Origin of the sequence: Kouleothrix sp. (genome assembly GCF_046328425.1) — a bacterium.
In the GTDB taxonomy this organism is placed as follows: Bacteria; Chloroflexota; Chloroflexia; order Chloroflexales; family Roseiflexaceae; genus Kouleothrix.
On the sequence record NZ_JAXLWP010000008.1, the window covers coordinates 214,438 to 239,868 of the forward strand.

Sequence of the window (25,431 nt, forward strand, 5' to 3'; positions counted from 1 at the left end):
TACGCCAATCGCAATATATTTGTCAAGAGTTTTGTATATAAGTAGGGCTTACGCAGCTGGCGCGCTCAGCCGACGGCAAAAACACCCACCGCGTAACTCGTAACGATTATAATGGGCAGCGCGGTGGCGAGCAGGCCATTGCGGGCAGAGACGGCGGAGTTGCGCACATGCGAGTGGCTCTATTCACCGAGACCTTCTTGCCCAAGCTCGACGGCATCGTCAGCATCCTGTGCCTAGCGCTGAAGCACCTGCACGATCGCGGGCATAGCGCGCTGCTGATTGGGCCGGCGGGGATGCCGGCGGAGTATGCCGGGGCGCGCTGCCTCGGCGTGCGCGGGCCACGCTTCCCGCTCTACCCCGAGGTGCGCATGGGCCTGCCCAGCCCGCGCATCGGCCAGGCGCTGCGCGAGTTTCAGCCCGACCTGGTGCACGTGGTAAACCCAGTGTTCCTTGGCCCCACCGGCATGCTCTACGCGCGCCGCATGCGGCTACCGCTGGTGGCCTCGTACCACACCGACGTGCCGGGCTACGCGCGGCACTACGGCTACCCCTGGGCCGAGCCGTGGATCTGGCGCCTGTTTCGCACGCTGCACAACCGCGCCGACCTGAACCTGGTGCCTTCCAGTGCCGTGCTGCGCCAGGTGCGCGAGCATGGCTTCAAGCGGGTGCGCTGGTGGTGGCGCGGGATCGACACCGCGCGCTTCCGGCCGGCACTGCGCGACCCAGCCATGCGCACGCGGCTCAGCGGTGGCCAGCCCGACGCATTTCTGCTGCTCTACGCCGGCCGGATCGCCAAGGAAAAGGGCGTCGAGCGGCTGCGCGAGCCGCTGCGCCAGCTGCCGGGCGTGCGCCTGGCGCTGGTAGGGGGCGGCCCCGAGCTCGAGCAAGTACGCTTGCTCTACGAAGGCACGCCCACCACGTTCACCGGGTTTCTCGACGGCGATGATCTGGTGCGCGCGTTCGCCTCAGCCGACGCGCTGGTGTTCCCTTCGGTCAACGAAACCTTCGGGCTCGTGCCGCTCGAAGCGATGGCGTGCGGCCTGCCGGTGATCGCGACCATGACCGGCGGGCTGGTTGATACGCTGCGGCCCGGCGTGAACGCGCTACTCTACGATCCGGCCGACCCGGCAACGCTGGCCGAGCAGGTGCGGCGGCTCCAGCACGACCCGGCGCTGCGGGCGCGGCTGAGCGAGGGCGCGCTGGCACACGCGCGCGGCCTGAGCTGGCAGCGCACCATGGATCAGCTGATTGGCTACTACACGCTAGCGATGCGGGCACACCGGCGCTGGCGAAGCTGAGAGGAACGTATGCATCCGAATGGCAAAATCGTACTGATCACCGGCGCATCGGCCGGGATCGGCGCCGCCACCGCTCACGCATTTGCGCTGGCGGGCTCGCGGGTAATACTGGCGGGGGGCGGGGCCCCGCGCCCCCCCCCCCCCCCCCCCGCGGCCGGGCTGGTATCGGGGCTGGGCGCCGCCACCGCCGACGCGTTCTACGGCTGCGTGGCGGGCTTCGGGCTGACGTTTATCTCGAGCCTGTTGATCAGCCAGCAGTTCTGGCTGAAGCTGATCGGCGGGCTGTTTCTGTGCTACCTGGGCGTACGGACGCTGCTGGCGCGCCCCGCCGAGCAGGCTGCGAACGCCAGCGGCGCCGGACTGCTCGGCGCGTACACCTCGACGCTGTTTCTGACGCTGACAAACCCCACCACCATCCTGTCGTTCGTGGCAGTGTTTGCCGGACTGGGCCTCGCGAGCGCGGCCGGCGACTACGGGCAGGCGGCGCTGCTGGTGCTGGGCGTGTTCTGCGGCTCGGGGATGTGGTGGCTGCTGCTAAGCGGCGGTGTCGCGCTGCTGCGCGCGCGCGTCACGCCCCAGCTGCTGGTGTGGGTCAACCGCATTTCGGGCATCGTCATACTGCTGTTCGGCGTGGGCGCGCTGGCCAGCCTGTTTGTTGGCTAGCGACTTTGGGGGTTGCAGGGTTGCAGGGCCGCTGGTTAAGGCCGGCCTGCCCCGCTGCAGCTTTCCAGCCTGTATCTCATCGAGGAATATATGCAACTCGAAACCCTCGCCATCCACGCCGGGCAGCCGGCCGACCCGGTCAGCGGCGCGGTAGTGCCGCCGATCGTCCTCTCGACCACATTCGAGCGCGCCGCCGACGGCAGCTTCCCCAGCGGCTACATCTACACGCGCTCGGGCAACCCGAACCGCACCGCGCTCGAGCAATGCCTTGCCGCGCTCGAAGGTGGCGCCGACTGCGCGGCATTTGGCTCGGGGCTGGCCGCAGCCATGAGCATCTTCCAGGCGCTGGCGCCCGGCGACCACGTGCTGATCCCCGACGACGCCTACCATGGCGTCTCGCGGCTGGTGCGCGAGGTCATGGCGCCGTGGGGCCTGGAGTATAGTATTGTCGACATGACCGACCTGGGGGCGGTGCGCGCGGCGCTGCGGCCGAACACGCGGCTGCTGTGGGTCGAAACGCCCTCGAACCCGCTGCTGAAGGTGAGCGACATTGCCGCGCTGGCCGAGGCCGCGCACGCGGCCGGGGCGCGCTGCGCCGTCGACAACACCTGGGCCACGCCAGCGCTTCAGCAGCCGCTGGCGCTGGGCGCCGACCTTGCGCTGCACGCCACCACCAAGTACCTGGGCGGCCACAGCGACGTGCTGGGCGGCGCGGTGGTGGCGCGCGAGCGCGACGGGCTGTTCGAGCGCATCCGCTTCATCCAGGGCAACGGCGGCGCGGTGCCTGCGCCGTTTGACTGCTGGCTGGTGCTGCGCGGCGTGCGCTCGCTGGCCTACCGTATGCGCGGGCATGTGGAGAACGCCGGGCGGGTAGCGGCTTTCCTCAGCGCGCACCCGGCGATCGAGCGGGTACACTACCCCGGCCTGGCGTCGCACCCAGGCCACGCCGTAGCGGCGCGCCAGATGCGCGGCTTCGGCGGCATGCTCTCGGTCGAGGTGCGCGGCGGCGAGCCGGCGGCGATGGCGCTGGCTGCGCGCGTGCGGCTGTTCACCCGCGCCACCAGCCTTGGCGGCGTCGAGAGCCTGATCGAGCACCGCGCCTCGGTGGAAGGCCCCGAGAGCCGCACGCCGCCCAGCCTGCTGCGACTCTCGATCGGGCTGGAGCATCCCGACGACCTGCTCGCCGACCTGGAGCAGGCGCTGGCGGCGCTGCCCTGAGCGCCCGGCTCGGCCAGCCGGCGTAAGGGCGAAGCGCTCGCCCGCTCGCGCCAGGGGAAAGGCCGAGACGACAGCTGGCATAAAGAGGAAGCACCCGCCCAGCTCCGAGCGGCGGAAAGGCACAGACGACGGCCGACGGCCACACACTCAACGAAAGGAAACGACACCATGCCACGTATATGGATCTTCGGCGCGAACGTGAACACCGACCAGATCGTGCCGGGGCGCTACGCGCCCTACATGCTCAAAGACGAGGCCGAGCTGCGCAAGTACCCATTCGTCGAAGCGCGGCCCGAGTTCGCCTCGACGGTGCAGCCAGGCGACCTGCTGGTGGCCGGGCCGAACTTCGGCTGCGGCTCGTCGCGCGAGTACGCCCCGCTGGCGCTGCGTATGGTCGGCGTCGGCGCGATCATCGCGCCGCTGTTCGCGCGGATCTTCTACCGCAACGCGCTGAACCTGGGCATCCCGTGCTTCGAGGCCGACCTGACCGGCACGCTAAGCGACGGCCAGCAGGTCGAGTTCGACCTCGCCAGCGGCCGGCTGGTGGCCGACGGGCAGACGATCCAGCTGCCGCCGCCGCCCGCGTTCTTGCAGGAGGTGTGGTCGGCCGGCGGGATTGTGCCGTTCTACAAGCAGCACGGCCGCTTCCCCGGCCAGGGCGCGTGAGCGAGAGCGGCAGACGAGGTATTCGCCACATCTTGAGCAGCGCGCCGCGCGCAGCGCAAGGCGCGGCCCGCATCTCGGGCGGGAAAGGTTCTGGCATGATCACACAGCTTGCCGCTATCGCGGACGTTCACGGCAACACCTGGGCGCTCGACGCTGTGCTGGCCGACATTGCGCAGCGCGGCATCGGCACGATCGTCAACCTGGGCGACTGCGTATACGGCTCGCTCGACCCGGCCGGCACCATGGCACGGCTGATGCAGCCTGCGATTGCAACGCTGGCCGGCAACCAGGATCGCGACGTGTTCGCGCCCTCGGAAGAAGTGCGCGCCGCGCCCGACCACGCCTTTGTGACAGGCGCGCTCAGCGCGGAGCAGATCGCCTGGCTGGCGAGCCGCCCGCCGACACTCACGCTGGGCGAGGTGTTCTGCTGCCACGGCACGCCCGACTCCGACGAAACCTACTTGCTCGAGCGGGTTACGGCGCACGGCGTTGCGCTGGAGTCGAGCGACGTGATCGCCGAGCGGCTGGCCGGCGTCGCGCAGCCGGTGGTGCTGTGCGCGCATAGCCACGTGCCACGCATCGTCGGGCTGCCAGGCGGGCGCCTGGTGGTCAATCCGGGCAGCGTCGGCATCCCGGCCTACGACGACGACACCCCCTTCCCGCATGTAATGGAGGCCGGCAGCCCGCACGCGCGCTACGCCATTCTGACGCGCAGGGCTGCCGGCTGGCAGCCTGAGCTCATCGCCGTGCCCTACGACTGGGACGCGGCCGCCGAGGTCGCGCGCCGCAACGGCCGCGCCGACCGCGCGCGCTGGATCGCCACCGGCCGCGCAAAGGAGTAACCATGACTGATACTTCGCCGACAATCAGCCCGGCCGACGAGCGGCTGGCGCAGGCGGTGAGCGCCGCAGTGGCCGAGCTGCCTGGCATTGTCGCGGTCTCGCTGGGCGGCTCGGCCGCAGCCGGCCTGGCCGACGAGCGCTCCGACCTGGATCTGCACGTCTACTGGCGTGAGCCGCTGGCCGACTTGACCAAGCGCGCCGATCGGCTGGCGCGCATCGCCGACGCCGGCAGCGTCGCGGTCGAGATCCTCACCTGGGGCCGCGAAGACCACCTGCGCGTGCAGGGACGGCTGGTCGAGCTGGTCTACGTGCCGCTCGACGACCTGCTAGGCGAGGCCGAGCGCGCGTATGGCGAAGGAATCGGCGACGAAGGGTTCGCCACCGCGCGGCTGTACTACGTGGCGAATGGCCGCCTGCTGCACGACCCAAGCGGCGCGCTGGGCCAGCTGCGCGCGCGCCTGGCCAGCTACCCCGAGGCCACGCGCCACCGGCTGCTAGCCAGCCACCCGGCGCTGCTGCAAACCTACCTGCGCCAGCTGCGCCTGGCCCAGAGCCGCGGCGACCTGCTATTCGTGCAGCACCGGCGCTACACCGTACAGATGGTCTTCTTCAACGCGCTGTTCGCGCTCAACCGCCGCTACCACCCCGGCGAGAAGCGCCTGCTGGCGCACGCAGCACACTGCGCGCTGCAGCCAGCGAGCTGCAGCGCGCGCTGGGAACAGGCCGCGCGGCTCGCCGCCGACGACCCGGCGCTGGCCGAGGTGCTCGGCGGGCTGGTGAGCGACCTGTGCAAGCTGATCGAGGAGTCGCAATGACCACAGATTCTTCAGGGGCGCCGGCGCTGCGCGTGCTGGCCATCCCCGGCGACGGGATCGGGCAGGAAGTGGTGCCAGCCGCGCTCGAGGTGCTGCGCGCCACGGGCCTGCCGCTCGAGATCGCCAAGGCCGACGCCGGCTGGGCGTGCTTCCAGCGCACCGGCGCGGCGCTGCCCGAGGCCACGCTGGCGGCAGCGCGCCAAGCCGACGCCGTGCTGTTCGGCGCGGTTGGCTCGCCGAGCTTCCCGGTGCCAGGCTACCGCAGCCCGATCGTCGCGCTGCGCAGGGCGCTCGACCTATATGCGAACATCCGGCCAACCGCCAACGGCCAACCGCCAACGACGCGCGCGGCTGATGCGGTTGGCACTGCTTTGGCGCCTGGTCAATCGCCCTGTGTCGACCTCGTAGTCGTGCGCGAGAACACCGAGGGCATGTACGCGGGCCGCGAGCGGCTGGAGGACGGCGGCGACACCGCCATCGCCGAGCGGGTGATCACCCGGCGGGCCAGCGAGCGGATTGTACGGGCGGCGTTTGAGCTGGCGCGGGCGAGAACAACGACCAGTGGCCAAGGAGCAAAGGACGCTCATAGCGCCGCTCTTTCGTCTTTGGTCATTCGTCCTTCCTCGCCGAAGGTGACGATCGTACACAAAGCCAACGTGCTGCGCGAAACCTGCGGGCTGTTCCGCGGCGTGGCGCTAGGCGTAGCCGAAGAGTACCCCGACGTGGCCCACGAGGAGATGCTGGTAGACAACTGCGCGCTGCAGCTGGTGCAGCGGCCCGAGCGCTTCGATGTGATCGTCACGACCAACCTGTTTGGTGATATTCTATCGGACGTCGCGAGCCACTGGGGCGGCGGGCTGGGCCTGGCGGTGTCGGCCAACCTGGGCGAAACGCGCGCGCTGTTCGAGCCGGTGCACGGCTCGGCCCCCGACATCGCCGGGCGGGGCGTGGCCAACCCGCTGGCCGCGATCGGCTGCGCCGGGCTGCTGCTCGAGTGGCTGGCGGGGCGCGGCGGCGCGCAGGCTGCGGCCTGCCGCAGCTGGGCCGGGCGCATCGCGGCGGCCGTGGCGCACGTACGCGAGGCCGGGCCGCACACCCCCGACATGGGCGGCGCCGCCAACACCGCCGACATCACGCGCGCGGTGATCGCGGCGCTGGCCGATCCTGGCGTGGAAGACCCCGCCCCCGCGCCCATGGCAGAGGCGGGAGGATAGATCTGATGCCATGGTGCAGTCGTTTCGCGACCGCACCATGACATCAACACATCTCCCTCTCTCGCTTTGGCAAAAGAGGCAGAGGGAAAGGCCAACCCACATCCTGCAAGGGAGCGAACACTCCCACGACGACTTGAAACGGATCACTAGCAAAAGGAGCAACAGATCATGAGCGCAAGCTGCCCCGAGTGCGAAGCCACCGTCAGCCTGAGCGACGACGTGGTTGAAGGCGAGATCGTCACCTGCCCCGACTGCGCCACCGAGCTAGAGGTGGTAAGCATCAACCCGCCGACCCTGGCGCTGGCCCCCGAGGTCGGCGAAGACTGGGGCGAGTAACCCACGTTGCCGTCAGGGCGAAGCATTCGCCGGCGCTGCCGAGGAATGCTCCGCCCTTACACTATGGAGAGAAACATGCGCATCGGTGTCCTGTGCTCGCGCGTGCGCGTCGAGGAAAAGCTGCTGTTCCAGGAGATGGACCGCCGCGGGCTCGACTACGTGCGGATCGACGACGACGAGGTGATCTTTCACCTGAACGAAGGCAAGTACCCCTACGACATTGTGCTGGAGCGCAGCATCCATCACTCGCGCGCGCTGTACGCGCTCAAGGCGCTCAACGACGCGGGCGTGCCCACCGTCAACACCGCCGCCGTGGCCGACGTGTGCGGCGACAAATTCAAGACCACCCAGGCGCTGATCAAGCACGGCGTGCCGACGCCGCGCACGCTCATGGCCTTCACGCCCGCCTCGGCGCTGCGCGCGATCGAAGAGCTGGGCTACCCGGCGGTGCTGAAGCCGGCGATCGGCTCGTGGGGCCGCCTGATCGCCAAGGTGAACGACCGCGAGGCCGCCGAGGCGCTGCTCGAGCATAAAGAGATCCTCGGCTCATACCACCACTCGATCTTCTACATCCAGGAGTACGTGCCCAAGGCCGGCGGGCGCGACATCCGCGCGTTCGTGGTCGGCGACGAGTGCATCTGCGCGATCTACCGCACCAGCGCCCACTGGATCACCAACACCGCGCGCGGCGGCCAGGCCAGCAACTGCCCGGTGACGCCTGCGCTGGCCGATATCTGCATCGGCGCGGCCCAGGCCGTTGGCGGCGGCGTGGTGGCGATCGACGTGCTCGAGGCCCAGGACGGACGCCTGACGGTGAATGAAGTGAACTACACCATGGAGTTCCGCAATAGCATCGACACCACCGGCGTCAACATCCCGGCGCGGGTGATCGACTACCTGGTGTCGGTTGGCCGCGGGAGCTAAACCACAGCGATTCAGCATGGAGCGACGCGAACACTCACTTGCACTCAGCCTCCGCGTCCTCTGTGGTGATAGATCAGGAGCCGTATGAGCGACAAACCGCGCCCGTGGCAGGTGCTGCGCCGCAGGACGATCTACGATAGCCCGTGGGTGCGGCTGCATCGCGACGACGTGCGCCTGCCCGACGGCAGCGTGATCGACGGGCACCACGTGCTCGACTACCCGCGCCCGGCGGTGTGCGTGGTGCCTGCCGGCGACGACGGCCGCGTGCTGCTGATCGAGCACTACCGCTTCATCACCGACACGACCGGCTGGGAGGCGCCGGCCGGCCGCGTCGACGAGGGCGAGGCGCTGGAGGACGCGGCGAGGCGCGAGCTGCGCGAAGAAACCGGCTACACCGCCAGGCGGCTCGACTACCTCGGCCACTACCACCCGGCCAACGGCAGCTCGAACCTGACGTTCCACGTCTTCATCGGGCGCGGGCTGCGGCGCGTGGGCGAGCTGACCGACACCAACGAGATCATGCGCGTGGCCTGGTTCACGCCCGAGGAGATCTGGGCCATGATCGACGCGAATGAGATCCGCGACGGCCTGGCGCTCACCGCGCTGCTGTGGCACCTGGCCCGAGGCTATGTGAACCACGGAGACACAGATAAAGAAATCTGAGGCATTATGACGATCCGAGCATCCATCATCGGCGCGAGTGGCTATGTCGGCGGCGAGCTGGCCCGGCTGCTGCTGTTCCACCCCGGCGCCGAGCTGGCCCAGGTCACCTCCGAGCGGCTGGCCGGCAAGCCATTCACCAGCACGCACCCGAACCTGCGCGGCCACACCGCGCTGCAGTACGTACCGATGAACAAGGTCGAGCCGTGCGACGTGCTGTTTCTGGCGCTGCCGCACGGCCAGGCCGCCCGCCAGATCGACCGGTTCGCCACGCTGGCGCCCAGGATCGTCGACTGCTCGGCCGACTTCCGGCTACGCGACCCGGCGGCCTACACGCGCTGGTACGGCGAGCCGCACCCGGCGCCACACTGGATCGAGCGCTTCGCCTACGGCCTGCCCGAGCTGAACCGCGAGGCCATCCGCGCCGCCAGCTACGTCAGCGGCGTCGGCTGCAACGCCACCGCCAGCAACCTGGCGCTGCTGCCGCTGGCGCGCGCCGGCCTGCTCGACGCGGCGCGCGACGTCGTGATCGAGGTGAAGGTCGGCTCGTCGGAGGGCGGCGCCAGCAGCAGCGACTCGTCGCACCACCCCGAGCGCAGCGGCGTGGTGCGTTCGTTCGCGCCCACCGGCCACCGCCACACCGCCGAGATCGAGCAGGCCACGGGCCTGGCGCGCGTGCACCTGTCGATCACCAGCGTCGAGCTGGTGCGCGGCGCGCTGGCCACCGCGCACGTGTTCCCGCGCGAGCCGCTGACCGAGAAGGAGCTATGGCGCGCCTACCGCGCGGCCTACAGCACCGAGCCGTTTGTGCGGATCGTGCGCGAGCGCCAGGGCAGCTACCGGCTGCCCGAGCCAAAGATCCTGGCCGGCAGCAACTACGCCGACGTCGGCTTCGCGCTCGACGAGGCTAGCGGGCGGGTCGTCAGCATCTGCGCGATCGACAACCTAATGAAAGGCGCCGCCGGCAGCGCGGTGCAGTGCATGAACCTGCTGTGCGGCCTCGACGAGCGCGCCGGCCTGGGCTTCACTGGCCTGCACCCGATCTAAGAAGCTGTTTGAAAAGGGTGGTTTGGAGGACTTCGTCCTCCAAATTTCCACTTTTTCTGGCGGGTGGCGGCCACATTCGTGGTCGCCACCCGCCAGAAGGAAGTGCGAGGGGCAAAGCCCTCGCTCACGCCCTTTCAAACAGGCTCTAAGGCGTGGCGCGTAGTGCGTAGACGCATCGTATGATGGCGAACCTACGCACTATGCACTACGCACAGTGCAACACTATGAACCATATAATCATCCAAGAGGCCAGCGAGGCCGACATCCCGGCAATCGTGGCGATCACCCAGGCCGCATTTGCCGAATACAGCGACCGGCTCGACCCGCCGTCGAGCGTGCGCGACGAGACGGCCGAGAAAGTTCTGGCAAAGCTAGCCGAGGGCCGGGCGGTGCTGGCGCTGGTCGGCGGCGCGCCGGCCGGCACGGTATACTACAGCCCGCGCGAAGGCTACGTGTACCTCGGGCGGCTGGCGGTGCTGCCCGAGCGGCGCGGCCAAGGCGTCGGCGCAGCGCTGATCGCGTATGTCGAGCGGCGCGCTGCCGAGCTAGGGCTGCCGCTGGTGCGGCTGGGCGTGCGCGTGGCGCTGCCGCACCTGCGCGCCATGTACGAGCGCCTGGGCTACCGCGTGTACGAAGAGCGCCGCCACCCCGGCTACGCCGTAACGACGTTTGTGATGATGGAGAAGGATATTCTATGACCACCGACGACCGTCGGCCGGCGACCAACTATCGGCGAACGGCGAACGGCGAGCAGCAGCCTGCGGAGAGCGGCGATCAGTCGCCGGCCGCGATTGGCCGGCCGCGCCACGAGCCGCCGCCCTTTCTAGCGGGCGAGAACCCGGCGCAGGAGCGCTACCACGAGGCCACCGAGCTGTTCGGGCTGTTCGGCTACCTGAAGGCGCAGGGCTTCGGCGTATTCAGCCTTCGCGAGTCGCTGCAGGCTGTCGGCGAGCGGATCGACGGCACGCTGCAGGGCTTCCACCTGAGCGCCGACGAGGCCTGGCAGTGCATCGAGCACATGGACGCGCTGGGCGTGGGCGTGGCCGAGCTGCCGGCCTACCCGGCCAACCGCTACGGCCAAGCGCTCAACCAGCGGCTGATCGAGCAGGCGTGCGCCGCCGGGCTGGCGATCGAGTTCGCCGCGCACGCCCGCTGCGTCGAGGCCGACATCCGCGCCGCCCACGCGGCCGGCTTCCGGCGCGTACATCTGTACATCGGCACCAGCAAGATCAAGCAGGCCACCGCCGGCAAGTCGATCGAGCAGATCGCCGCGAAAGCGTTCGAGAGCATCGCGCTCGCGCGCGAGCTGGGCTTTGGCTGCGTGCGCATCAGCACGGAAGATGCCTTCCGCACCACGCTCGACGACTACGCGGCCTTCTACCAGCACCTGGCCGAGGCGCTTGCGGCGGCCGGGCTCGCGGCCGACGGCATCGGCATCCCCGATACCGTCGGCCTCTCGACGCTGCGCGACCTGGGCGACCGCATCGCCGTGCTGCGGCGTGTCGGCATGGACTTCAGCTTCCTCGAGTGCCACATCCACAACGACATCGGCAACGCCGACCGGACGTACGTCGACACGCTGCTGCTGTGCATGCGCCTGGGCATCACCATGCTGCCCGACTTCTCGATCCTCGGCATCGGCGAGCGCAATGGCACGATCGGCCTCTCGTCGCTGCTCGAGGCGATCTATCGCCGGCTGATCCTGCTGTACCCGCGCAAGATGCCGCAGATCCGCCAGGCCATGCGCGAGCAGCTCGGCTCGCTGCCATCGGGCGAGCTGTTCGTCAACCGCTACCGCGACGCCGACACATTCTTCTACCATATCATGGCGCGCACCGGGTTTGTGTTCGACCGCAGCCCGTTCTCGGCCAACACCGAGTTCGACGGCTCGGGCGTGCACGCCGACACGACCATGCGCGCCTATCTGCTGGCGCAGGCCGAGGGCAGCGAAGGCCAAGAGGCCATCGATATCGGCAACAGCGCGTATGCCGGTGCCCTGCCGCCCTACGACATGCCGCTGCGCACGCCGGTGCTGGCGTGCTTCGGCTGCGGCAAGAGCAACGTGCGCTACTGGCGCGAGCGCGCGGGACGGGCGCTGCGCCCTGATGCCGAGATCCGCGCGCGCCTGGCCGGCCTGGACGACATCGACGAGGCCGAGCGCGAGCGGCCAGTCGACGAATCGGCGGCCGACGAGCTGATCGCCCAGCTCATCCGCTGCTACAGCATCAAGCTGAACGGCATCTCGCACCAGGATGCAATGGAGCTGGTGGGCCTGTTCTACGCGCCGTCCGCCGAGCATTCCGCCTGGGAGGAGCACGCCCAATCGGCGGCGGTATAGCCTGCGGCAGCCCGGTGTAGGCCGCCGCGCAAACCCTGGAAACGGCAGCTATCGATGATCTCGAAAACCGAATTTCTGCGCGCCTGGCTCGGCATCGGCCTCCAATCGTTCGGCGGCGGCGCGGCCACGCTCTACCTCATCCGGCGCACGGCCGTCGAGCGCCACGGCTGGCTGAGCGACAGCGACTTCACGCGCGACTGGGGCATCTGCCAGATCGCGCCGGGCATCAACCTGTTTGGCATGGCCATCCTGATCGGCTGGCGCGCGCTCGGCGCCGCCGGCGTGGCGCTGGCGCTGCTCGGCATGCTGCTGCCCAGCGTCGCGATCACGATTGGCCTGACGGCGGCCTACGCCACCATTAAAAGCCAGCCGCTGGTGCAGGCGGCGCTGCACGGCGTGGTGCCTGCAACGGTCGGCCTGGGGCTGCTGCTGGGCTACTCGCTGCTGCGCCCGCTGCTGGCCGCCAGCCGCAAAGAAGGCCGCGCCAGCCTGCTGGCGGCCGTGGCGCTGTTCGCTGGCAGCGCGCTGGCGGTGAGCCTGGCGCACATCTCGGTGCTGGCCGCGCTGTGGGGCTGCGGCGGCCTGTTCGCGCTGTTCAGCTGGTGGCGCGCCAGGTGGCCGCGATGATCGACCTGCTGACGCTGTTCTGGCTGCTGCTGAAGGCATCGCTGTTCTCGACCACTGGCAGCGGCAATTTGCCCATTCTGCACCAGGACCTGCTGGCGCGCGGCTGGGCCACCGACCGCCAGTTCGCCGAGGCGCTGGCGATCGGCCAGGTATCGCCCGGCCCAACCGGGCTGTGGGTGATCAGCCTGGGCTACCTGGTGGGCGGCCTGCGCGGCGCGCTCCTGTCGCTGGTGGCGATCACGCTGCCGCCGCTGGCGGTGCTGGCGGTAGCCGGGTTCTACCGGCGCTTTGGCGGCCACCCGGCCATGCAGGGCTTTGTGCGCGGGCTCAGCCTGGCGGTGACGGGGATCTTTCTGGTGGTGCTGTTTGGGATCATGCGCGGCGTTGGCTTCGAGCCGCGCGCCCTGCTGATCGCCCTGTGCGCGCTGGGGCTGGGCGCGACGCGGCGCGTGCCGGTGATCGGCGTGATGGCGCTGGCCGCGCTCGCGGGCATTCTGCTGTATTCGTAGCGGTGCGTGTGTGAACCGAAAGCTGGCGTTTGGGCTGCTTGTTCTTGCGAACGTGTTCTGGGGCTCGTCGTACGTGGCCGCCAAGCTGGCGCTGCGCGACCTGCCCCCGCCGCTGCTGGGCGCGCTACGCGTGACGCTCGCCAGCGCGCTGATCTGGCTGGCGGCGCTGCCGGCCTGGCGCGCGCACGGCTGGGGCGGCGTGGCCCGGCGCGTAGCCGCGGTGCCGCGCCGCGACGCGCTGCGCCTGGCAGGGCTGGGCGCGGGCGGGCTGGCGGTCGATTACCTGCTGGCCTACCAGGGCATCAGCCGCACGAGCGCCACCGACGCATCGCTCATGATCATTGGCGAGGTGATCTTCACCACGCTGCTGGCGGTGGCGCTGCTGGGCGAGCGCCTGAGTCGCCGCAAGCTCGCCGGCATTGGCGCGGGCGCTGCCGGCGTCGCGGCGCTGGTGTTCGGCGGCGGCGCGGCCGAGGCGGGCAGCGGCGCGCGCGCCATTGGCGACGCGCTGATCTTGTGCGGGCTGCTGGCCGCCGCGCTGTACAGCGTGCTCGGCGCCGGGATGGCCCGCAAGTACGCGCCAATCGCGATCATGGCCTACGCGCACGCCGGCAGCATGCTGGTGTGGGCGCCGGTGCTGGCCTGGTACGCGCTGCGCGGCTTCCCGGTGGTGCACTGGCCGGCGACCGCCAGCGTCGTGTACCTCGGGCTGGTCACGTCGCTGCTGTGCTACCTGCTCTGGTTCGCCGCCGCGCCGGTGGTCGGCGCCGATCGCGGCGCGGTGACGCTGTTTGTGCAGCCGCTGGTCGGCGCGCTGCTGGGGCTGCTGCTGCTGCACGAGCCGCTCACGCTCGCACGCGCGGTCGGCGCGGCGCTGATCTTTCTGGCGCTGTACCTTACCAGCGTGCCCGGGCGCCGGCCGCGCCGGGCCGGCGCCCGGGCCGTGAACGACGCGCCGGGCGCTTTGTGAACTTAGACTTTGAAGGAGCTCGCCAATGATAGTTGTGAAAGTCGGCGGCGGCGCCGGGATGGACTACGACGCGCTGTGCGCCGACGCGGCCGAGCTGTGGCGCGCCGGCCAGCGCCTGGTGCTGGTGCACGGCGGGTCGGACGAGACAAACAAGCTCGCCGAGCAGCTCGGCCACCCGCCGCGCTTCGTCACATCGCCATCCGGCTACACCAGCCGCTACACCGACCGCGCCACACTCGAGATCTTCGTCATGGCCGTGGCCGGCAAAGTCAACAAGCTGCTGGTCGAGCGCCTGCAGCGCCTTGGCGTCGGCGCCGTCGGCCTGGCCGGCATCGACGGGCGCGTGCTCGCAGGCCAGCGCAAAGCCACGATCCGGGTGGTCGAGGACGGCAAGCAGAAGATCCTGCGCGACGACTGGACCGGCACGATCGAGCAGGTGAACGCCAGCCTGCTGAATCTGCTGCTCGACGCCGGCTACCTCCCGGTGATCGCGCCAATCGCCGCCAGCGCCCAGGGCGAGGCCGTGAATGTCGATGGCGACCGCGCCGCCGCCGCGCTGGCCGAGGGGCTGGGCGCCAGCACGCTGCTGCTGCTCTCGAATGTCCCTGGCCTGCTGCGCAGCTTCCCCGACGAAAGCAGCCTGGTGGCGCGCATCCCGCGCGGCGCCGTCGAGGAGTACGCCGGCCTGGCGCAGGGCCGTATGAAGAAAAAGGTGCTCGGCGCGATCGAGGCGCTGGCTGGCGGCGTCGGGCGCGTGATCCTTGGCGACGCGCGCGTGCCGCAGCCGATCAGCAAAGCGCTGGCCGGCGCCGGCACCGTGATCGAGTAGGCCGAGCCCGCGCCAAAGGGCCACGAGCGGCTGAGTCAGTCGAGGTGGCGAATCGCGGGGTGCGCCAGCCCAAGCAGCGCCAGCGCGAGCGTGCCAATCGCGCCGATCACAAACACCGGCGGCGCGCCCAGACGGTCGGTGGTGAAGCCCGCCAGCGCATACCCGACCGGCAGCAGCACAAACGACCCGAGGTAGTCGATGCTCGACACCCGGCCCAGCAGCTCGCCCGGCACCATCTCTTGCAGCGTGCTCGTCCATACCAGGCCGAACGCGGCGATGCTGGTGCCGAACAGCAGCGCGCCAGCAGCGATGCCCGCAACGCCGCCGGGCAGCACATACAGCAGCACGGCCAGGCCGCTGGCCAGCAGGCCGCCATAGGCGATCAGCCCGCGCCGGCGCAGCCGCGCGATCCGCCCGAGCCAGATCGAGCTGAGCACCTCGCCCAGCGAGATCAGCGAGCCGGAAAGGCCCAGCAGGCCGACATCGCCGCTGAGCGTGTTCTTGATCAGAAACGGCAGCGCAACCGCCAGCGGCCCGCCCGACGTCACGTTGCCAAGCGCAGCCAGCGTGATCGTCACCCATAGCCATGGGTTCGCGGCCACCGCCGCAAGCCCCTCGCGCAGGTCGTAGAGGATGTTGCGCGAAGGCCGATCGGCCCGCGCCGGCTGCAGCGGCGGGATCGGCAGCAGGCAGGCCGCCGAGATGAAGAACGAGGCCGCGTCGAGCGCGAAGGCGGTGGAGGTGCCGCCCAGCGCCACAATCGCCGCGCCGATCGCCGGGCCAACCGTGCCGGTGAGCTGGCGGCTCAGGTTGGTCAGCGCGTTGGCGCTGTTGAGCGCCTCGCGCGGCGTAATCTCGGGCACGGTGGCCACATACGCCGGCTGGAAAAACGCGTCGACAAAGCCGAACACTACGCTGGCCAGGTACACGTGCCAGATCTGCAGCAGGTTCGCGAAGGCCAGCGCGGCCACGAGCGTGGTGACAACGCCGCGCAGCACATCCGAGCCGAGCATCAGGCGCACGCGCGGCAGGCGATCGACCGCCACGCCGCCGAGCAGCAGGAAGATCAGCATGGGCGTCATCGAAAACACCAGCACCGTGCCCATCGCCGTGGCCGAGCCGGTCTTTTCGAGCACCCACCAGGCCAGCGCCACGCGGTACAGGCTGTCGCCAAGGTGCGAGATCGCCTGGCCGCTCCAGAGCAGGGCGAACGTGCGGTGCCGAAGCGCCGAAAATAGTTTCATCATACTCTGCTCTGCCGCTCGGCTAGCTCTGCTCGGCGGCCTGGCGCAGCTGAGCGGGGGTGAGCGTATAGGCCCGCGCGAAGCCGCCGACGTAGCGCGCCTCGCGCACGGCCAGGCGAAACAGCACGAAGTCGGGGAAGCTGAACAGCATCTCGGCCGCTGGCAGCCGCGCCAGGTAGCGCTCGCGCGCGGCGGCGTAGCTCGCCCCGGCCGGGTCGAGCGGCTGCGCGTCGCCTACCAGCGTGATCCGCGCCAGCGTCTGCACGTCGTCGCGGCCGTCGTCGCGCTCGGCGATCAGCAGCGCCGCCGCCGGCGCGTCGAGCAGGTGGCGCGTGTGCGCCGAGAGCCGGCTCAGGTGCAGCAGCACGCCGCCGAAATCCGGCTCGGCCGCGTACCCAACCATCGAGACAAACGGCGCGCCGCCGTGCAGCGTGCCAAGCGCGGCCTGGCGGCTGCCGCCGATCAGCGCCGCGACAATAGTAAGCTCTTCGTGTTTCATAGCTTCGAGTAGCCCCCTCCGCACAAAGGAATCGTATGAGCGAGTTCTGGCTTATCCGCCACGGCGAGAGCGAGTCGAATGCGGGCCTCAGCACCGGCCCGACCGATCAGATCGCGCTGACCGCGCGCGGCCGCGCCCAGGCCCAGGCGCTGCCGGCGGCATTCGGCCGCGCGCCCGATCTGATCATCGCGTCGGCGTATCGCCGCGCCCTCGAAACTGCCCAGCCGCTGCGCGCGCGCTTCCCGCAGGCGATCTACGCCGAGTGGCCGATCCACGAGTGCGTGACGTTGGCGCACGCGCGCCGCCTCAACACCACCCCCGAGCAGCGCCGCCCGCTGATGGCGAGCTACTGGGAGCGCTGCGACCCACACTACGTCGACGGCGATGGCGCCGAGTCGTTCGCCCAGCTGGTCGAGCGCGCGCACAGCTTTCTCGAGCGCCTGCGCCACCTCGACGCCGAGTTCGCCGTGTTCGTCGGCCACGGCCTGTTTACCCGCACGCTGCTGTGGCTGCACATGGCAGCCCCGGCAACCGTCGACGCCGCACAGATGCGCGCCTACCGCGGGTTCTTATCGGGCTTTCGGATTCCCAACGCATCGATTGTCGAAGTATACCGCAATTCGCGCGGCTGCCTGCTGTTCGGCGCGCCTAGCGTGGCCCACCTGCCGCCGCAGCTGCGCCCAGCCGCGCTCGAGCCCACGCTCGCAAGCAGGCCGCACGACGATTAGCAGCACCTGGGTTGTGTAGTTTCAATACAAGTAGGGCTTACGCTGTTGGCGTGCTCAGCCTTCGGTAGAGCGGCAAAACATCCTGTATTGTATGCGGTTTTTCCGCGCGGAGGAAAACCGCATACAGAAGCAGGCTCAATCTCCTCGCTTGAGGAAGCCGAAGCGCACACGTGCGTAACTCCTAACAAGGAGCGATCAATGACCACTCCCGACGGTAATGCGGCAATTATCGCGGCCGAGGCCGCCCACACCAGCGGCGTCTACCCCAAGCGGCCGGTCGCGATTGTGCGCGGCGAAGGCGCGCGCCTGTGGGACGCCGACGGCCGCGAGTATATCGACTGCGTCGGCGGCCAGGGCGCGGCCAACCTGGGCCACGCCAACCCCGCCGTGGTGGCGGCCATCCGCGAGCAGGCCGCCACGCTGATCAGCTGCCCCGAGATCTTCCATAACGACCAGCGCGCCGCCTACATGGCCGAGCTGACGGCCGCGCTGCCCGCCGGGCTCGAGCGCGTGTTCCTCTGCAACTCCGGCGCCGAGGCGATCGAGGGCGCGCTTAAGCTGGCGCGCCTGCTCACCGGCCGCACCAACGTGGTCGCCACCGTGCGCGGCTTTCACGGCCGCACCATGGGCGCGCTCTCGGCCACCTGGGAGCCAAAGTACCGCGAGCCGTTTCTGCCGCTGATCGCCGGCTTCGCGCACGTGCCCTACGACAAGCTCGACGCGCTTGAGGCGGCAGTAACCGACCAGACCGCCGCAGTGCTGATTGAGCTGGTGCAGGGCGAGGGCGGCGTGCGCCCGGCCAGCCCGGCCTATGTGGAAGGCGTTGCCCGGCTGTGCCGCGAGCGCGGCGCGCTGCTGGTTGTCGACGAGGTGCAGACGGGCTTCGGGCGCGTCGGCGCGCTGTGGGCCAGCCAGATCTATGGCATCACGCCCGACCTTATGGCGCTGGCCAAGTCGATCGCCGGCGGCATGCCCATGGGCGCGGTCGCCATCCATGGGCGCTTCGGCGCGCTGCCCCAGGCCAGCCACGGCAGCACCTTCGGCGGCGGGCCGCTGGCATGCGCCGCCGCGCGCGCCGCGCTGCGCGAGCTGGCCGAGCGCGACCTGCCGCGCCAGGCCGCCGAGAAGGGCGCGTACCTGGCCGAACAGCTGCGCGGCCTGAAGCTGGCGCGCGTGCGCGAGGTGCGCGGCCTTGGCCTGCTGATCGGCCTCGAGCTGAAGGAGCGCGTGCAGCCGTTTCTCGCGGCGCTGATGGAGCGCGGCGTGCTGGCCCTGCCGGCTGGCCCAAATGTGCTGCGCCTGCTGCCGCCGCTGGTGATCGAGTATGAGCAGATCGACCGGGTGGTGGCCGCGCTCGCCGAGGTGCTCGCCTAGGCGTGCGCCTGCTCGCCCTCTCTCATACCAACTCCGTTTGATTACTTGTGTTTTCTTGTGCGGCGCCCGGCGCCGGGCGCCGCACAAGAAAGAATGGGGGCGGCGAAGCCGCCCCAAACCCCCACCAAAGTGTAAGTCATCAAGCGAATTTGGTATCACACAGTGTGGAGAAAACCATGAACCAACCAGATCCAATCGCGCTGCTCGAGGGCGCCCTGCGCATCCCCAGCACCTCGGGCGACGAGCGCGCGGTGGCGGAGTATTTCGTAGCCCAGATGCGCCAGCTCGGCCTGGAAAGCTACGTCGACGCCGCCGGCAATGCCGTGGGCGAGCTGGGCGCCGGGCCGGCGATCGTGCTGCTTGGCCATATCGACACCGTGCCGGGCGATATCCCCGTGCGCGTCGAGGATGGCCGGCTCTACGGTCGCGGCGCCGTCGACGCCAAAGGCCCGTTCGCCACTTTCGTGGCCGCCGCCGCGCGGCTGGCCCGCGCCGGCGAATTGGGCGCGCGGCTGGTGCTCGTCGGCGCCGTCGAAGAAGAGGCCGCGTCGTCGAAGGGCGCGCACTATATTGTCGACAAGTACGCGCCAACCGCCTGCATCATTGGCGAGCCGAGCGGCTGGGAGCGGCTGACGCTGGGCTACAAGGGCCGGCTGCTGGCCGAAGGCCGCTGGGAGCAGCCCATGGCCCACACCGCCGGGCGCGAGATCGCCGTAGCCGAGCGCGCCGTGGCCTTCTGGAATGCGGTGGCGGCCTACTGCGCCGAGCAAAACGCCGGCAAGGCGCGCCTGTTCGAGCAGCTCATCCCGTCGATTCGTACAATCGTCAGCGGCAGCGATGGCCTGACCGACTGGGCCGAGCTGACGGTTGGCCTGCGCCTGCCGCCGGGGGTGCAGCCCGGCGCGCTCGCCGCCGAGCTGGCCGAGCATGCCCACGGCGGCCGGCTGGCGTTCCGCGGCGGCTGCGAGGCCTACCAGGGCGACAAGAACAACCCGCTGGTGCGCGCGTTTCTCAAGGGCGTGCGCGCGGCCGGCGGCACGCCCGGCTTCCTGCTCAAAACCGGCACCTCCGACATGAACGTCGTCGGCCCGGTGTGGCGCTGCCCGATCCTCGCCTACGGCCCTGGCGACTCGAGCCTCGACCACACGCCGCACGAGCATGTCGAGGTGGCCGAGTACCTGCGCGCGATCGACGTGCTCGAGGCGGCGCTGCGCGCGCTGGCCCTGCCATAGCGGCCGTGCTTTTTCTGCCCTCCTGGCGAAACCGGGCAGCACAGAACCCCAGAAAACGAAAGGAAGCCAGCCGCTTGGTATTGTTCGCGCCCCCTATAGTGAAAGTGAACAAGGCGCCAATAAATATTCAAGATTGATTCGGGAGTGTTTGGTATAAGTACTATAACACGGCACACGAAAATTTAGCGCTCTATGCCAATGCCTTTCCCTGCGCGGTATGCTATTCTGGCGCCACAGGGTAAAAGAAATGTGAAGAGCGATGTTGCGACACCGCACCAAGCGCAGCAGCTTGTGCGGTGTCGTTGCGTCTGCGAAGGCTGCACGCCACCTCCACGACCGAGGCGGCGTCAGCTCTGAGCGGCCAGCACGCTGTTGCTCCACGATCGAGAAGAAAGGAACAACGGGTATGTCAGAGATCCTTCGAGAAGCGCGGCGCCGATTTATGCGCAACCTCCGCAACCCGGTCATGCGCCACAATGTCGCTGTGCTAATGGGCGGCAAGCTGCTTGGTCTTGGCATTGTTCTAGGCCTGATGTGGACGATCCTGCCCGTTTCGGCGCACGCACAGAGCGGCGGCCCCGCCGACCCAACCGCGCAGATCAATGCGATCAACACTGTCTGGACGCTGGTGGCGGCCTTCCTGGTGTTCGGCATGCAGGTTGGCTTCGTGATGCTCGAGGCCGGCTTCGCGCGCGCGCGCGAGTCGGTCAATATCCTCGTCGAAGGCATCGCCGACACGTTTATCTGCGGCATCCTGTTTTGGGCCTTCGGCTTCGCGTTTATGTTCGAGCCAGGCACGCCGTTTATCGGCACCACCGGCTTCTTCCTGCAGGGCCTCGACCCGACCTACGGCTCGACAGGCGTGCCGCTGCTGGCGTTCTGGGTATTCCAGTTCGCGTTCGCCGACACCTGCTCGACGATCACCTCGGGTGCGATGGTCGGCCGCTGCGGTTTCATCGGCGACCTGCTGTATAGCGTCGGCGTCACCGGCTTCATCTACCCGATCATCGGCCACTGGTCGTGGGGCCCCGACGGCTGGCTGGCCGCGCAGGGCTTCCGCGATTTCGCCGGCTCGACGGTGGTGCACACGATCGGCGGCGCGATTGCCCTCGCCGGCGCGATTGCCCTCGGCCCGCGCCTCGGCCGCGTCTTCAAGCGCGATGGCGGCGAGCCCATGCCGCCGCACGACCTGGTGATCGGCGCGGTCGGCGGCCTGATCCTGTGGTTCGGCTGGTACGGCTTCAACCCCGGCAGCACGCTCTCGGCGCTCGACACCCAGGGCATCGGCCGGGTGGCCTTCAATACCACGATGGCGGCCTGCTCGGGCGGCCTGGTGGCGCTGTTCTGGTCGTACTTCCGCACCAAGAAGTGGGATCTGGGCCTGACGGTCAACGGCTTTCTGGGCGGCCTGGTGGCAATCACCGCGCCGTGCTACTGGGTTAGCCCCACGGGCGCGTTCTTCATCGGCGTCGGCTCGGCCTTCGCGGTGATCTGGGGCCTCGACTGGCTCGAGCACTGGCGGATCGACGACCCGATCGGCGCGGTGCCGGTGCATATGATGGCCGGCGTGTGGGGCACGCTCTCGCTCGGCCTGTGGGCCACCGGCGAGTATGGGCTGCCGACCCCGACCGGCGCCGATACCAGCACGGTGATCACCGGCCTGTTCTATGGCGGCGGCTTCGGCCAGCTGATTACCCAGACGGTCGGCTCGGCCAGCACGCTCGTCGCCACACTCGGCGTCGCGCTGGCGCTGATGTACGCGGTGAAGGCAACCGGCACGCTGCGTGTTTCGCGCGAAGGCGAGCTTGAGGGCCTCGATATGCACGAGCACGGCGCGTCGGCCTACCCCGAGTTTACCCTGGTGGCGCTGCACGGCGGCACCCACCACGATCCGGTTCCGGCCCCCACCTTTGTGCCAGGCGCAGTGGCAAATTCGATTACAATGAATGAGTAGCTGAGCTATTCACCCAAGGTCGTTTGCGCCGCGTGGCAAAGCCACGCGGCGCAGCAAAAGAAGATACAACTTGATCACGCTCAGATCAGCCGCGCTTGCAACATAGGTTGCGAGTGCGGTTCTTGGTATATCGAGCACAGCCACAAGGAGTTGCAGATGGTCACTATGGCCCGATTGCCCATGCGCGTTCACGATGTAATGCTGCTGTATCCATACCGCTGGATCGCTGCCGTCGTGTCGACCGTTACAGCATTGCTCTGGATCGCGCAGCAGCATATCGACCAGGCGAACATCGCGCTGTGCTATCTGCTGGCTGTGCTGCTGTGCGCCGCTACCGCCAGGCGCCTGCCGGCGCTGGTTGGCGCGGTTGTGTGCTTTTTAGCATTTAAGTTTTTCTTCGTCGAGCCAATTTTTGGCTTCAGCGTCAACGATATCGCCCGGCCGTGGGATCTGGCTAGCTTCATCGCCGCGGCACTACTCGCCGGCGCGATGACGCTTCGCGCGCGCGAGCAGGCGGCAATTGTGCGCGAGCAGGCGCGCGAGCTTGCAGCGCTGTCGGCACTTGCTCAGCAGCACACGGCGCCCCAGCCTGCCGAGCTTACCTACTTTGCCGACGGCGAGTTTTCAATCTTTCTGGACGATGCGGATTCCGAGCTGCTGCTGACGCTGTTCCATCAGCGCCGCCTGGTTGCACGGCAGCACCCCTCGTGGGAGCTTCACGACGCGCTGTCGGCGTTTGTGAGCTATTGGCTTGGGGTTCAAGCAAGCTCGCCGAAGGATACTGCCGATTAAAGACTCGGCAAGAGGTTTGGCGGAAAAGCATCTGCGCGGGCGGCTGTGCCGCCTCCGCGCCCCGCCAGGCGGGATGATCTGAACTTCGCGATCCCCTTAGAAGTTGTTTGAAAAGGGTGGTTTGGAGGGACTTTGTCCCTCCAAGTATTCACTTTTTCTGGCGGGTGGCGGCCACGAATGTGGCCGCCACCCGCAGAAGTGCGAGGGGCTATGCCCCTCGCGCACCCCCTTTTCAAACAGGCTCTTAGTCCACCGCCGGCGCGGCCCCTGGCCGGCCACGCTGGCGCCGCTCGATTCCCCAGTGCACCAGCGCCCGGCGCACGCGCGCCGGCGAGCATGCCAGCGCCGCAGCGATCGCCGCGATCGAGCGGCCTTCCTGCTCATACAGGCGGCGTAGCGTCGGCTCATCGATCGGTGCGCTCGGCAGGGCACCCGCCGCTACCCCGGCCGGCCGCTGCCCCGCGGTACGGCGCGGAATCCCGTAGCGGATCAGCGCCTCGTAGACGACGCGCGTCGATACCTGCGCCAGATCGGCGATGGCGCGGATCGAGCGCTCTTCCTCCAGGTACCAGCGCCGGAGCATGGCTTCGTCAAGCCGATCTTCAGCCGGCTCCTCGTGTACGGGGCGAAATCCGGCGGTTCGCCGCGGGATGCGGTAGTGAATCAGAGCGTCGTATACCACCCGCGTCGACGCGCCAAGCAGTGCGGCGATATCGCGGATCGAACGCTGCTCGTGCAGATACAGGCGGCGTAGTGTAGCTTCGTCTAGCATGCGCACCGCGTCGCGCCATGGCAGGCACGGCGCCTAAGAATCAAAAAGCCGGGGCCATCGCGCATATTCCAACATACCAGCGCTACGCCCCGCCCGCTACGCCCCGCTTTATAGATAGTTTGTCTAAAACATGCCTATGGTAAAAGCGTAATATGAAGGCTGGATGAGAGCCAGATAAAGGAAAAATAAATAGCCGCTATTGTAGGCCCGGTATAGCGGGCCTTCGCCCTCAGCCGTGAATTGATTCGGCTTTGTTTCGGCGCAATTGGCCTGCTTTAGCTAAGTTCAAAATCTTTGATTTGGGCAATATATACAAAACGTTGAAACAGAGATTTATACGTTGTAGCTGTAGTGCTGCAGCGCGTAAGCCCGTATACTCCAGCTACCAAGGTATAGTTTTTATTAAACCACTGTGCAATGACGCGGCGCCGGAGAGATCACGGTCGATCTAGCCGGCGTCGCTGTGTTTGAGAGCTGAGGACGCCATGCACGAGACACTCAATATGCTTCTGCCGCTGGCTGGTATCCTGGTTGGTGCGAAGATTGCCGCGCAGATCAGCCACAAAATCGGCATGCCGGCGGTGTTCGGCGAGCTATTGCTAGGCCTGCTGCTTGGGCCATCGCTGCTTGGCCTGCTCGCGCCAAACGGCACCATCCAGCTGCTGGCCGACATTGGCGTCATCCTGCTGATGTTTATGGCAGGCCTCGAAACCGATACCATGGCGCTGAAGCAAGCCGGCCGCGCGTCGATGCTCACAGCAATCGGCGGCGTGGTGCTGCCGCTGTTCGCCGGCCTGCTGATCGGCGAGATGTTTGGCCTCGAATGGCACCACGCGCTGTTCCTTGGCGCGGTGCTCACCGCCACCAGCGTCAGCATCTCGGCCCAGACGCTGCGCGAGCTTGGGCGGCTGCGCTCGCGCGAGGGCTCGACGATCCTCGGCGCGGCGATCATCGACGATGTGCTGGGCGTGCTGGTGTTCGCGCTGGTGATGAGCCTGTCGGGCGAGGGCAACATGCTGTTCACGCTCGGCAAGATGTTCTTGTTCTTCCCGATCGCCTGGTTCGTCGGCGACAAGATCGTGCCAATGGTTGTGCGCTGGGAGCGCCACCTGCACCACCGCGAGGCCAGCCTGGCCCTACTGCTGGGCATGGTGCTGGTGTACGCCTGGGCCGCCGAGGCGCTCGGCAGCGTCGCTACGATCACTGGCGCCTACCTGCTGGGCGTGGTGGTGGCGCGGCACGCCAACGAAGGCCATATCGTGCACGAGGGCACCGCGTCGCTAGGCTATGGCTTCTTCATCCCGGTGTTTTTCATCAACATCGGCCTGCAGGCCCAGGCCGGCGGGCTGATGGCCGCGCCGCTGCTCACCGCGGTGCTGATCGTCCTGGCGATCATCACCAAGATCGTCGGCGGCGGCCTGGGCGCGCGATTGGGCGGTTTCAACAACCGCTCGTCGCTGCAGATCGGCATTGGCATGGTGTCGCGCGGCGAAGTGGCGCTGGTGATTGCCGGCGCGGGCCTGGCCAATGGCCTGCTCAGCGCCAGCCTGTTCTCGGTGCTGGTGGTCGTCACGCTCGCCACCACGCTGGTCACGCCGCCGCTGCTACGGATGGCCTTTCAGGCCCGCCAGGACCCGCACGCCGCGGCCGAGCCAGCGCCACCGCTGGTGGCCGACGGCGCGGCCGATTAAGCACGCAGGCCGCTGTATCGGATCGGCGGCGAGAGCTGAGGAGATTGGAAGGAGGTTGCCCCTACCCACACAGTTTGCAGCGGCCGGGCCGCCGCTGCACCCATCCCCGACTGATGGGCCGGCCACGCTGCCAAAGGGTCGCCGTACAGAGGCGCGCCGTTCGACACGATCGCTATCCGCCGCGTGCAG

General features: G+C 68.6%; 26 protein-coding genes. 23 read left to right on the forward strand and 3 right to left on the reverse strand.

The annotated features are described in order from the left end of the window. Positions 1 to 167: 167 nt before the first annotated feature. From U0177_RS09490 to U0177_RS09570, 17 genes are all read left to right on the forward strand, one after another. Positions 168 to 1,298 carry a glycosyltransferase family 4 protein gene (locus U0177_RS09490; protein ID WP_409570372.1) on the forward strand — a complete coding sequence of 377 codons (1,131 nt, stop codon included), beginning with the start codon at positions 168 to 170 and terminating at the stop codon, positions 1,296 to 1,298. Between the two features lie 9 nt (positions 1,299 to 1,307). Further along, on the forward strand, positions 1,308 to 1,961 hold the full coding sequence (locus U0177_RS09495) for a LysE family translocator (RefSeq protein ID WP_409570373.1): 654 nt from the start codon (positions 1,308 to 1,310) through the stop codon (positions 1,959 to 1,961). 90 nt (positions 1,962 to 2,051) lie between these two features. Then, positions 2,052 to 3,179: a trans-sulfuration enzyme family protein gene (locus U0177_RS09500; protein ID WP_409570374.1), complete on the forward strand. Its 1,128-nt coding sequence runs from the start codon at positions 2,052 to 2,054 to the stop codon at positions 3,177 to 3,179. 168 nt (positions 3,180 to 3,347) lie between these two features. Then, positions 3,348 to 3,845, forward strand: a complete 498-nt coding sequence (locus tag U0177_RS09505) for a homoaconitate hydratase (protein WP_409570375.1) — start codon at positions 3,348 to 3,350, stop codon at positions 3,843 to 3,845. Between the two features lie 95 nt (positions 3,846 to 3,940). Beyond that, a complete protein-coding gene (locus U0177_RS09510; protein ID WP_409570376.1) occupies positions 3,941 to 4,687 on the forward strand; it encodes a metallophosphoesterase family protein in 747 nt (248 codons plus the stop codon). Between the two features lie 2 nt (positions 4,688 to 4,689). Continuing rightward, complete coding sequence (locus U0177_RS09515; protein ID WP_409570377.1) at positions 4,690 to 5,502, forward strand: DUF4037 domain-containing protein; 813 nt, start codon at positions 4,690 to 4,692, stop codon at positions 5,500 to 5,502. After that, positions 5,499 to 6,716, forward strand: coding sequence for an isocitrate/isopropylmalate dehydrogenase family protein (locus U0177_RS09520; RefSeq protein WP_409570378.1), 1,218 nt, complete (start codon positions 5,499 to 5,501; stop codon positions 6,714 to 6,716). The genes U0177_RS09515 and U0177_RS09520 overlap by 4 nt, the downstream gene beginning before the upstream one ends. Positions 6,717 to 6,884: 168 nt before the next feature. Beyond that, positions 6,885 to 7,052, forward strand: coding sequence for a lysine biosynthesis protein LysW (gene lysW, locus U0177_RS09525; RefSeq protein WP_409570379.1), 168 nt, complete (start codon positions 6,885 to 6,887; stop codon positions 7,050 to 7,052). Positions 7,053 to 7,127: 75 nt separating this feature from the next. Further along, the gene (gene lysX / locus U0177_RS09530) at positions 7,128 to 7,976 is read left to right on the forward strand and encodes a lysine biosynthesis protein LysX (RefSeq protein WP_409570380.1); all 849 of its coding nucleotides are present in this window, start codon (positions 7,128 to 7,130) and stop codon (positions 7,974 to 7,976) included. Positions 7,977 to 8,060: 84 nt separating this feature from the next. Next, positions 8,061 to 8,639, forward strand: a complete 579-nt coding sequence (locus U0177_RS09535; protein ID WP_409570381.1) for an NUDIX domain-containing protein — start codon at positions 8,061 to 8,063, stop codon at positions 8,637 to 8,639. Between the two features lie 6 nt (positions 8,640 to 8,645). Further along, on the forward strand, positions 8,646 to 9,683 hold the full coding sequence (gene argC / locus U0177_RS09540) for an N-acetyl-gamma-glutamyl-phosphate reductase (RefSeq protein WP_409570382.1): 1,038 nt from the start codon (positions 8,646 to 8,648) through the stop codon (positions 9,681 to 9,683). A 224-nt stretch (positions 9,684 to 9,907) separates the two neighbouring features. After that, the gene (locus U0177_RS09545; protein WP_409570383.1) at positions 9,908 to 10,381 is read left to right on the forward strand and encodes a GNAT family N-acetyltransferase; all 474 of its coding nucleotides are present in this window, start codon (positions 9,908 to 9,910) and stop codon (positions 10,379 to 10,381) included. Continuing rightward, a complete protein-coding gene (locus U0177_RS09550) occupies positions 10,378 to 12,021 on the forward strand; it encodes a pyruvate carboxyltransferase (RefSeq protein WP_409570384.1) in 1,644 nt (547 codons plus the stop codon). The genes U0177_RS09545 and U0177_RS09550 overlap by 4 nt, the downstream gene beginning before the upstream one ends. A 54-nt stretch (positions 12,022 to 12,075) precedes the next feature. Then, positions 12,076 to 12,648, forward strand: a complete 573-nt coding sequence (locus U0177_RS09555) for a chromate transporter (protein ID WP_409570385.1) — start codon at positions 12,076 to 12,078, stop codon at positions 12,646 to 12,648. Next, the gene (locus tag U0177_RS09560; RefSeq protein ID WP_409570386.1) at positions 12,645 to 13,157 is read left to right on the forward strand and encodes a chromate transporter; all 513 of its coding nucleotides are present in this window, start codon (positions 12,645 to 12,647) and stop codon (positions 13,155 to 13,157) included. The genes U0177_RS09555 and U0177_RS09560 overlap by 4 nt, the downstream gene beginning before the upstream one ends. 10 nt (positions 13,158 to 13,167) lie before the next feature. Beyond that, entirely contained in the window at positions 13,168 to 14,127 is a 960-nt protein-coding gene (locus tag U0177_RS09565) for a DMT family transporter (RefSeq protein ID WP_409570387.1), read from the forward strand. Positions 14,128 to 14,152: 25 nt separating this feature from the next. Beyond that, positions 14,153 to 14,956 carry a [LysW]-aminoadipate kinase gene (locus U0177_RS09570; RefSeq protein WP_409570388.1) on the forward strand — a complete coding sequence of 268 codons (804 nt, stop codon included), beginning with the start codon at positions 14,153 to 14,155 and terminating at the stop codon, positions 14,954 to 14,956. A gap of 35 nt (positions 14,957 to 14,991) precedes the next feature. Here U0177_RS09570 and U0177_RS09575 read toward each other — a convergent pair whose 3' ends face one another. Beyond that, positions 14,992 to 16,203, reverse strand: coding sequence for an MFS transporter (locus U0177_RS09575; RefSeq protein ID WP_409570389.1), 1,212 nt, complete (start codon positions 16,201 to 16,203; stop codon positions 14,992 to 14,994). A gap of 19 nt (positions 16,204 to 16,222) precedes the next feature. Continuing rightward, positions 16,223 to 16,699, reverse strand: coding sequence for a pyridoxamine 5'-phosphate oxidase family protein (locus tag U0177_RS09580; protein ID WP_409570390.1), 477 nt, complete (start codon positions 16,697 to 16,699; stop codon positions 16,223 to 16,225). A gap of 35 nt (positions 16,700 to 16,734) precedes the next feature. Between U0177_RS09580 and U0177_RS09585 the strand changes: the two genes are divergently transcribed. The 5 genes from U0177_RS09585 to U0177_RS09605 all read left to right on the forward strand — a co-directional run bounded on the left by U0177_RS09585 (position 16,735) and on the right by U0177_RS09605 (position 22,779). Next, positions 16,735 to 17,427 carry a histidine phosphatase family protein gene (locus U0177_RS09585; protein ID WP_409570391.1) on the forward strand — a complete coding sequence of 231 codons (693 nt, stop codon included), beginning with the start codon at positions 16,735 to 16,737 and terminating at the stop codon, positions 17,425 to 17,427. Between the two features lie 198 nt (positions 17,428 to 17,625). After that, positions 17,626 to 18,801 carry an aspartate aminotransferase family protein gene (locus U0177_RS09590; protein WP_409570392.1) on the forward strand — a complete coding sequence of 392 codons (1,176 nt, stop codon included), beginning with the start codon at positions 17,626 to 17,628 and terminating at the stop codon, positions 18,799 to 18,801. A 176-nt stretch (positions 18,802 to 18,977) separates the two neighbouring features. Continuing rightward, positions 18,978 to 20,033, forward strand: coding sequence for a [LysW]-lysine hydrolase (locus tag U0177_RS09595; protein WP_409570393.1), 1,056 nt, complete (start codon positions 18,978 to 18,980; stop codon positions 20,031 to 20,033). Between the two features lie 406 nt (positions 20,034 to 20,439). Continuing rightward, on the forward strand, positions 20,440 to 21,987 hold the full coding sequence (locus U0177_RS09600) for an ammonium transporter (RefSeq protein ID WP_409570394.1): 1,548 nt from the start codon (positions 20,440 to 20,442) through the stop codon (positions 21,985 to 21,987). 156 nt (positions 21,988 to 22,143) lie between these two features. Next, a complete protein-coding gene (locus U0177_RS09605; protein ID WP_409570395.1) occupies positions 22,144 to 22,779 on the forward strand; it encodes a DUF4118 domain-containing protein in 636 nt (211 codons plus the stop codon). A gap of 244 nt (positions 22,780 to 23,023) precedes the next feature. Here the strand turns inward: U0177_RS09605 and U0177_RS09610 are convergent, their stop codons facing one another. Further along, complete coding sequence (locus U0177_RS09610) at positions 23,024 to 23,551, reverse strand: hypothetical protein (protein WP_409570396.1); 528 nt, start codon at positions 23,549 to 23,551, stop codon at positions 23,024 to 23,026. Between the two features lie 485 nt (positions 23,552 to 24,036). Between U0177_RS09610 and U0177_RS09615 the strand changes: the two genes are divergently transcribed. Then, positions 24,037 to 25,242 carry a cation:proton antiporter gene (locus U0177_RS09615; protein WP_409570397.1) on the forward strand — a complete coding sequence of 402 codons (1,206 nt, stop codon included), beginning with the start codon at positions 24,037 to 24,039 and terminating at the stop codon, positions 25,240 to 25,242. Positions 25,243 to 25,431 lie beyond the last annotated feature (189 nt).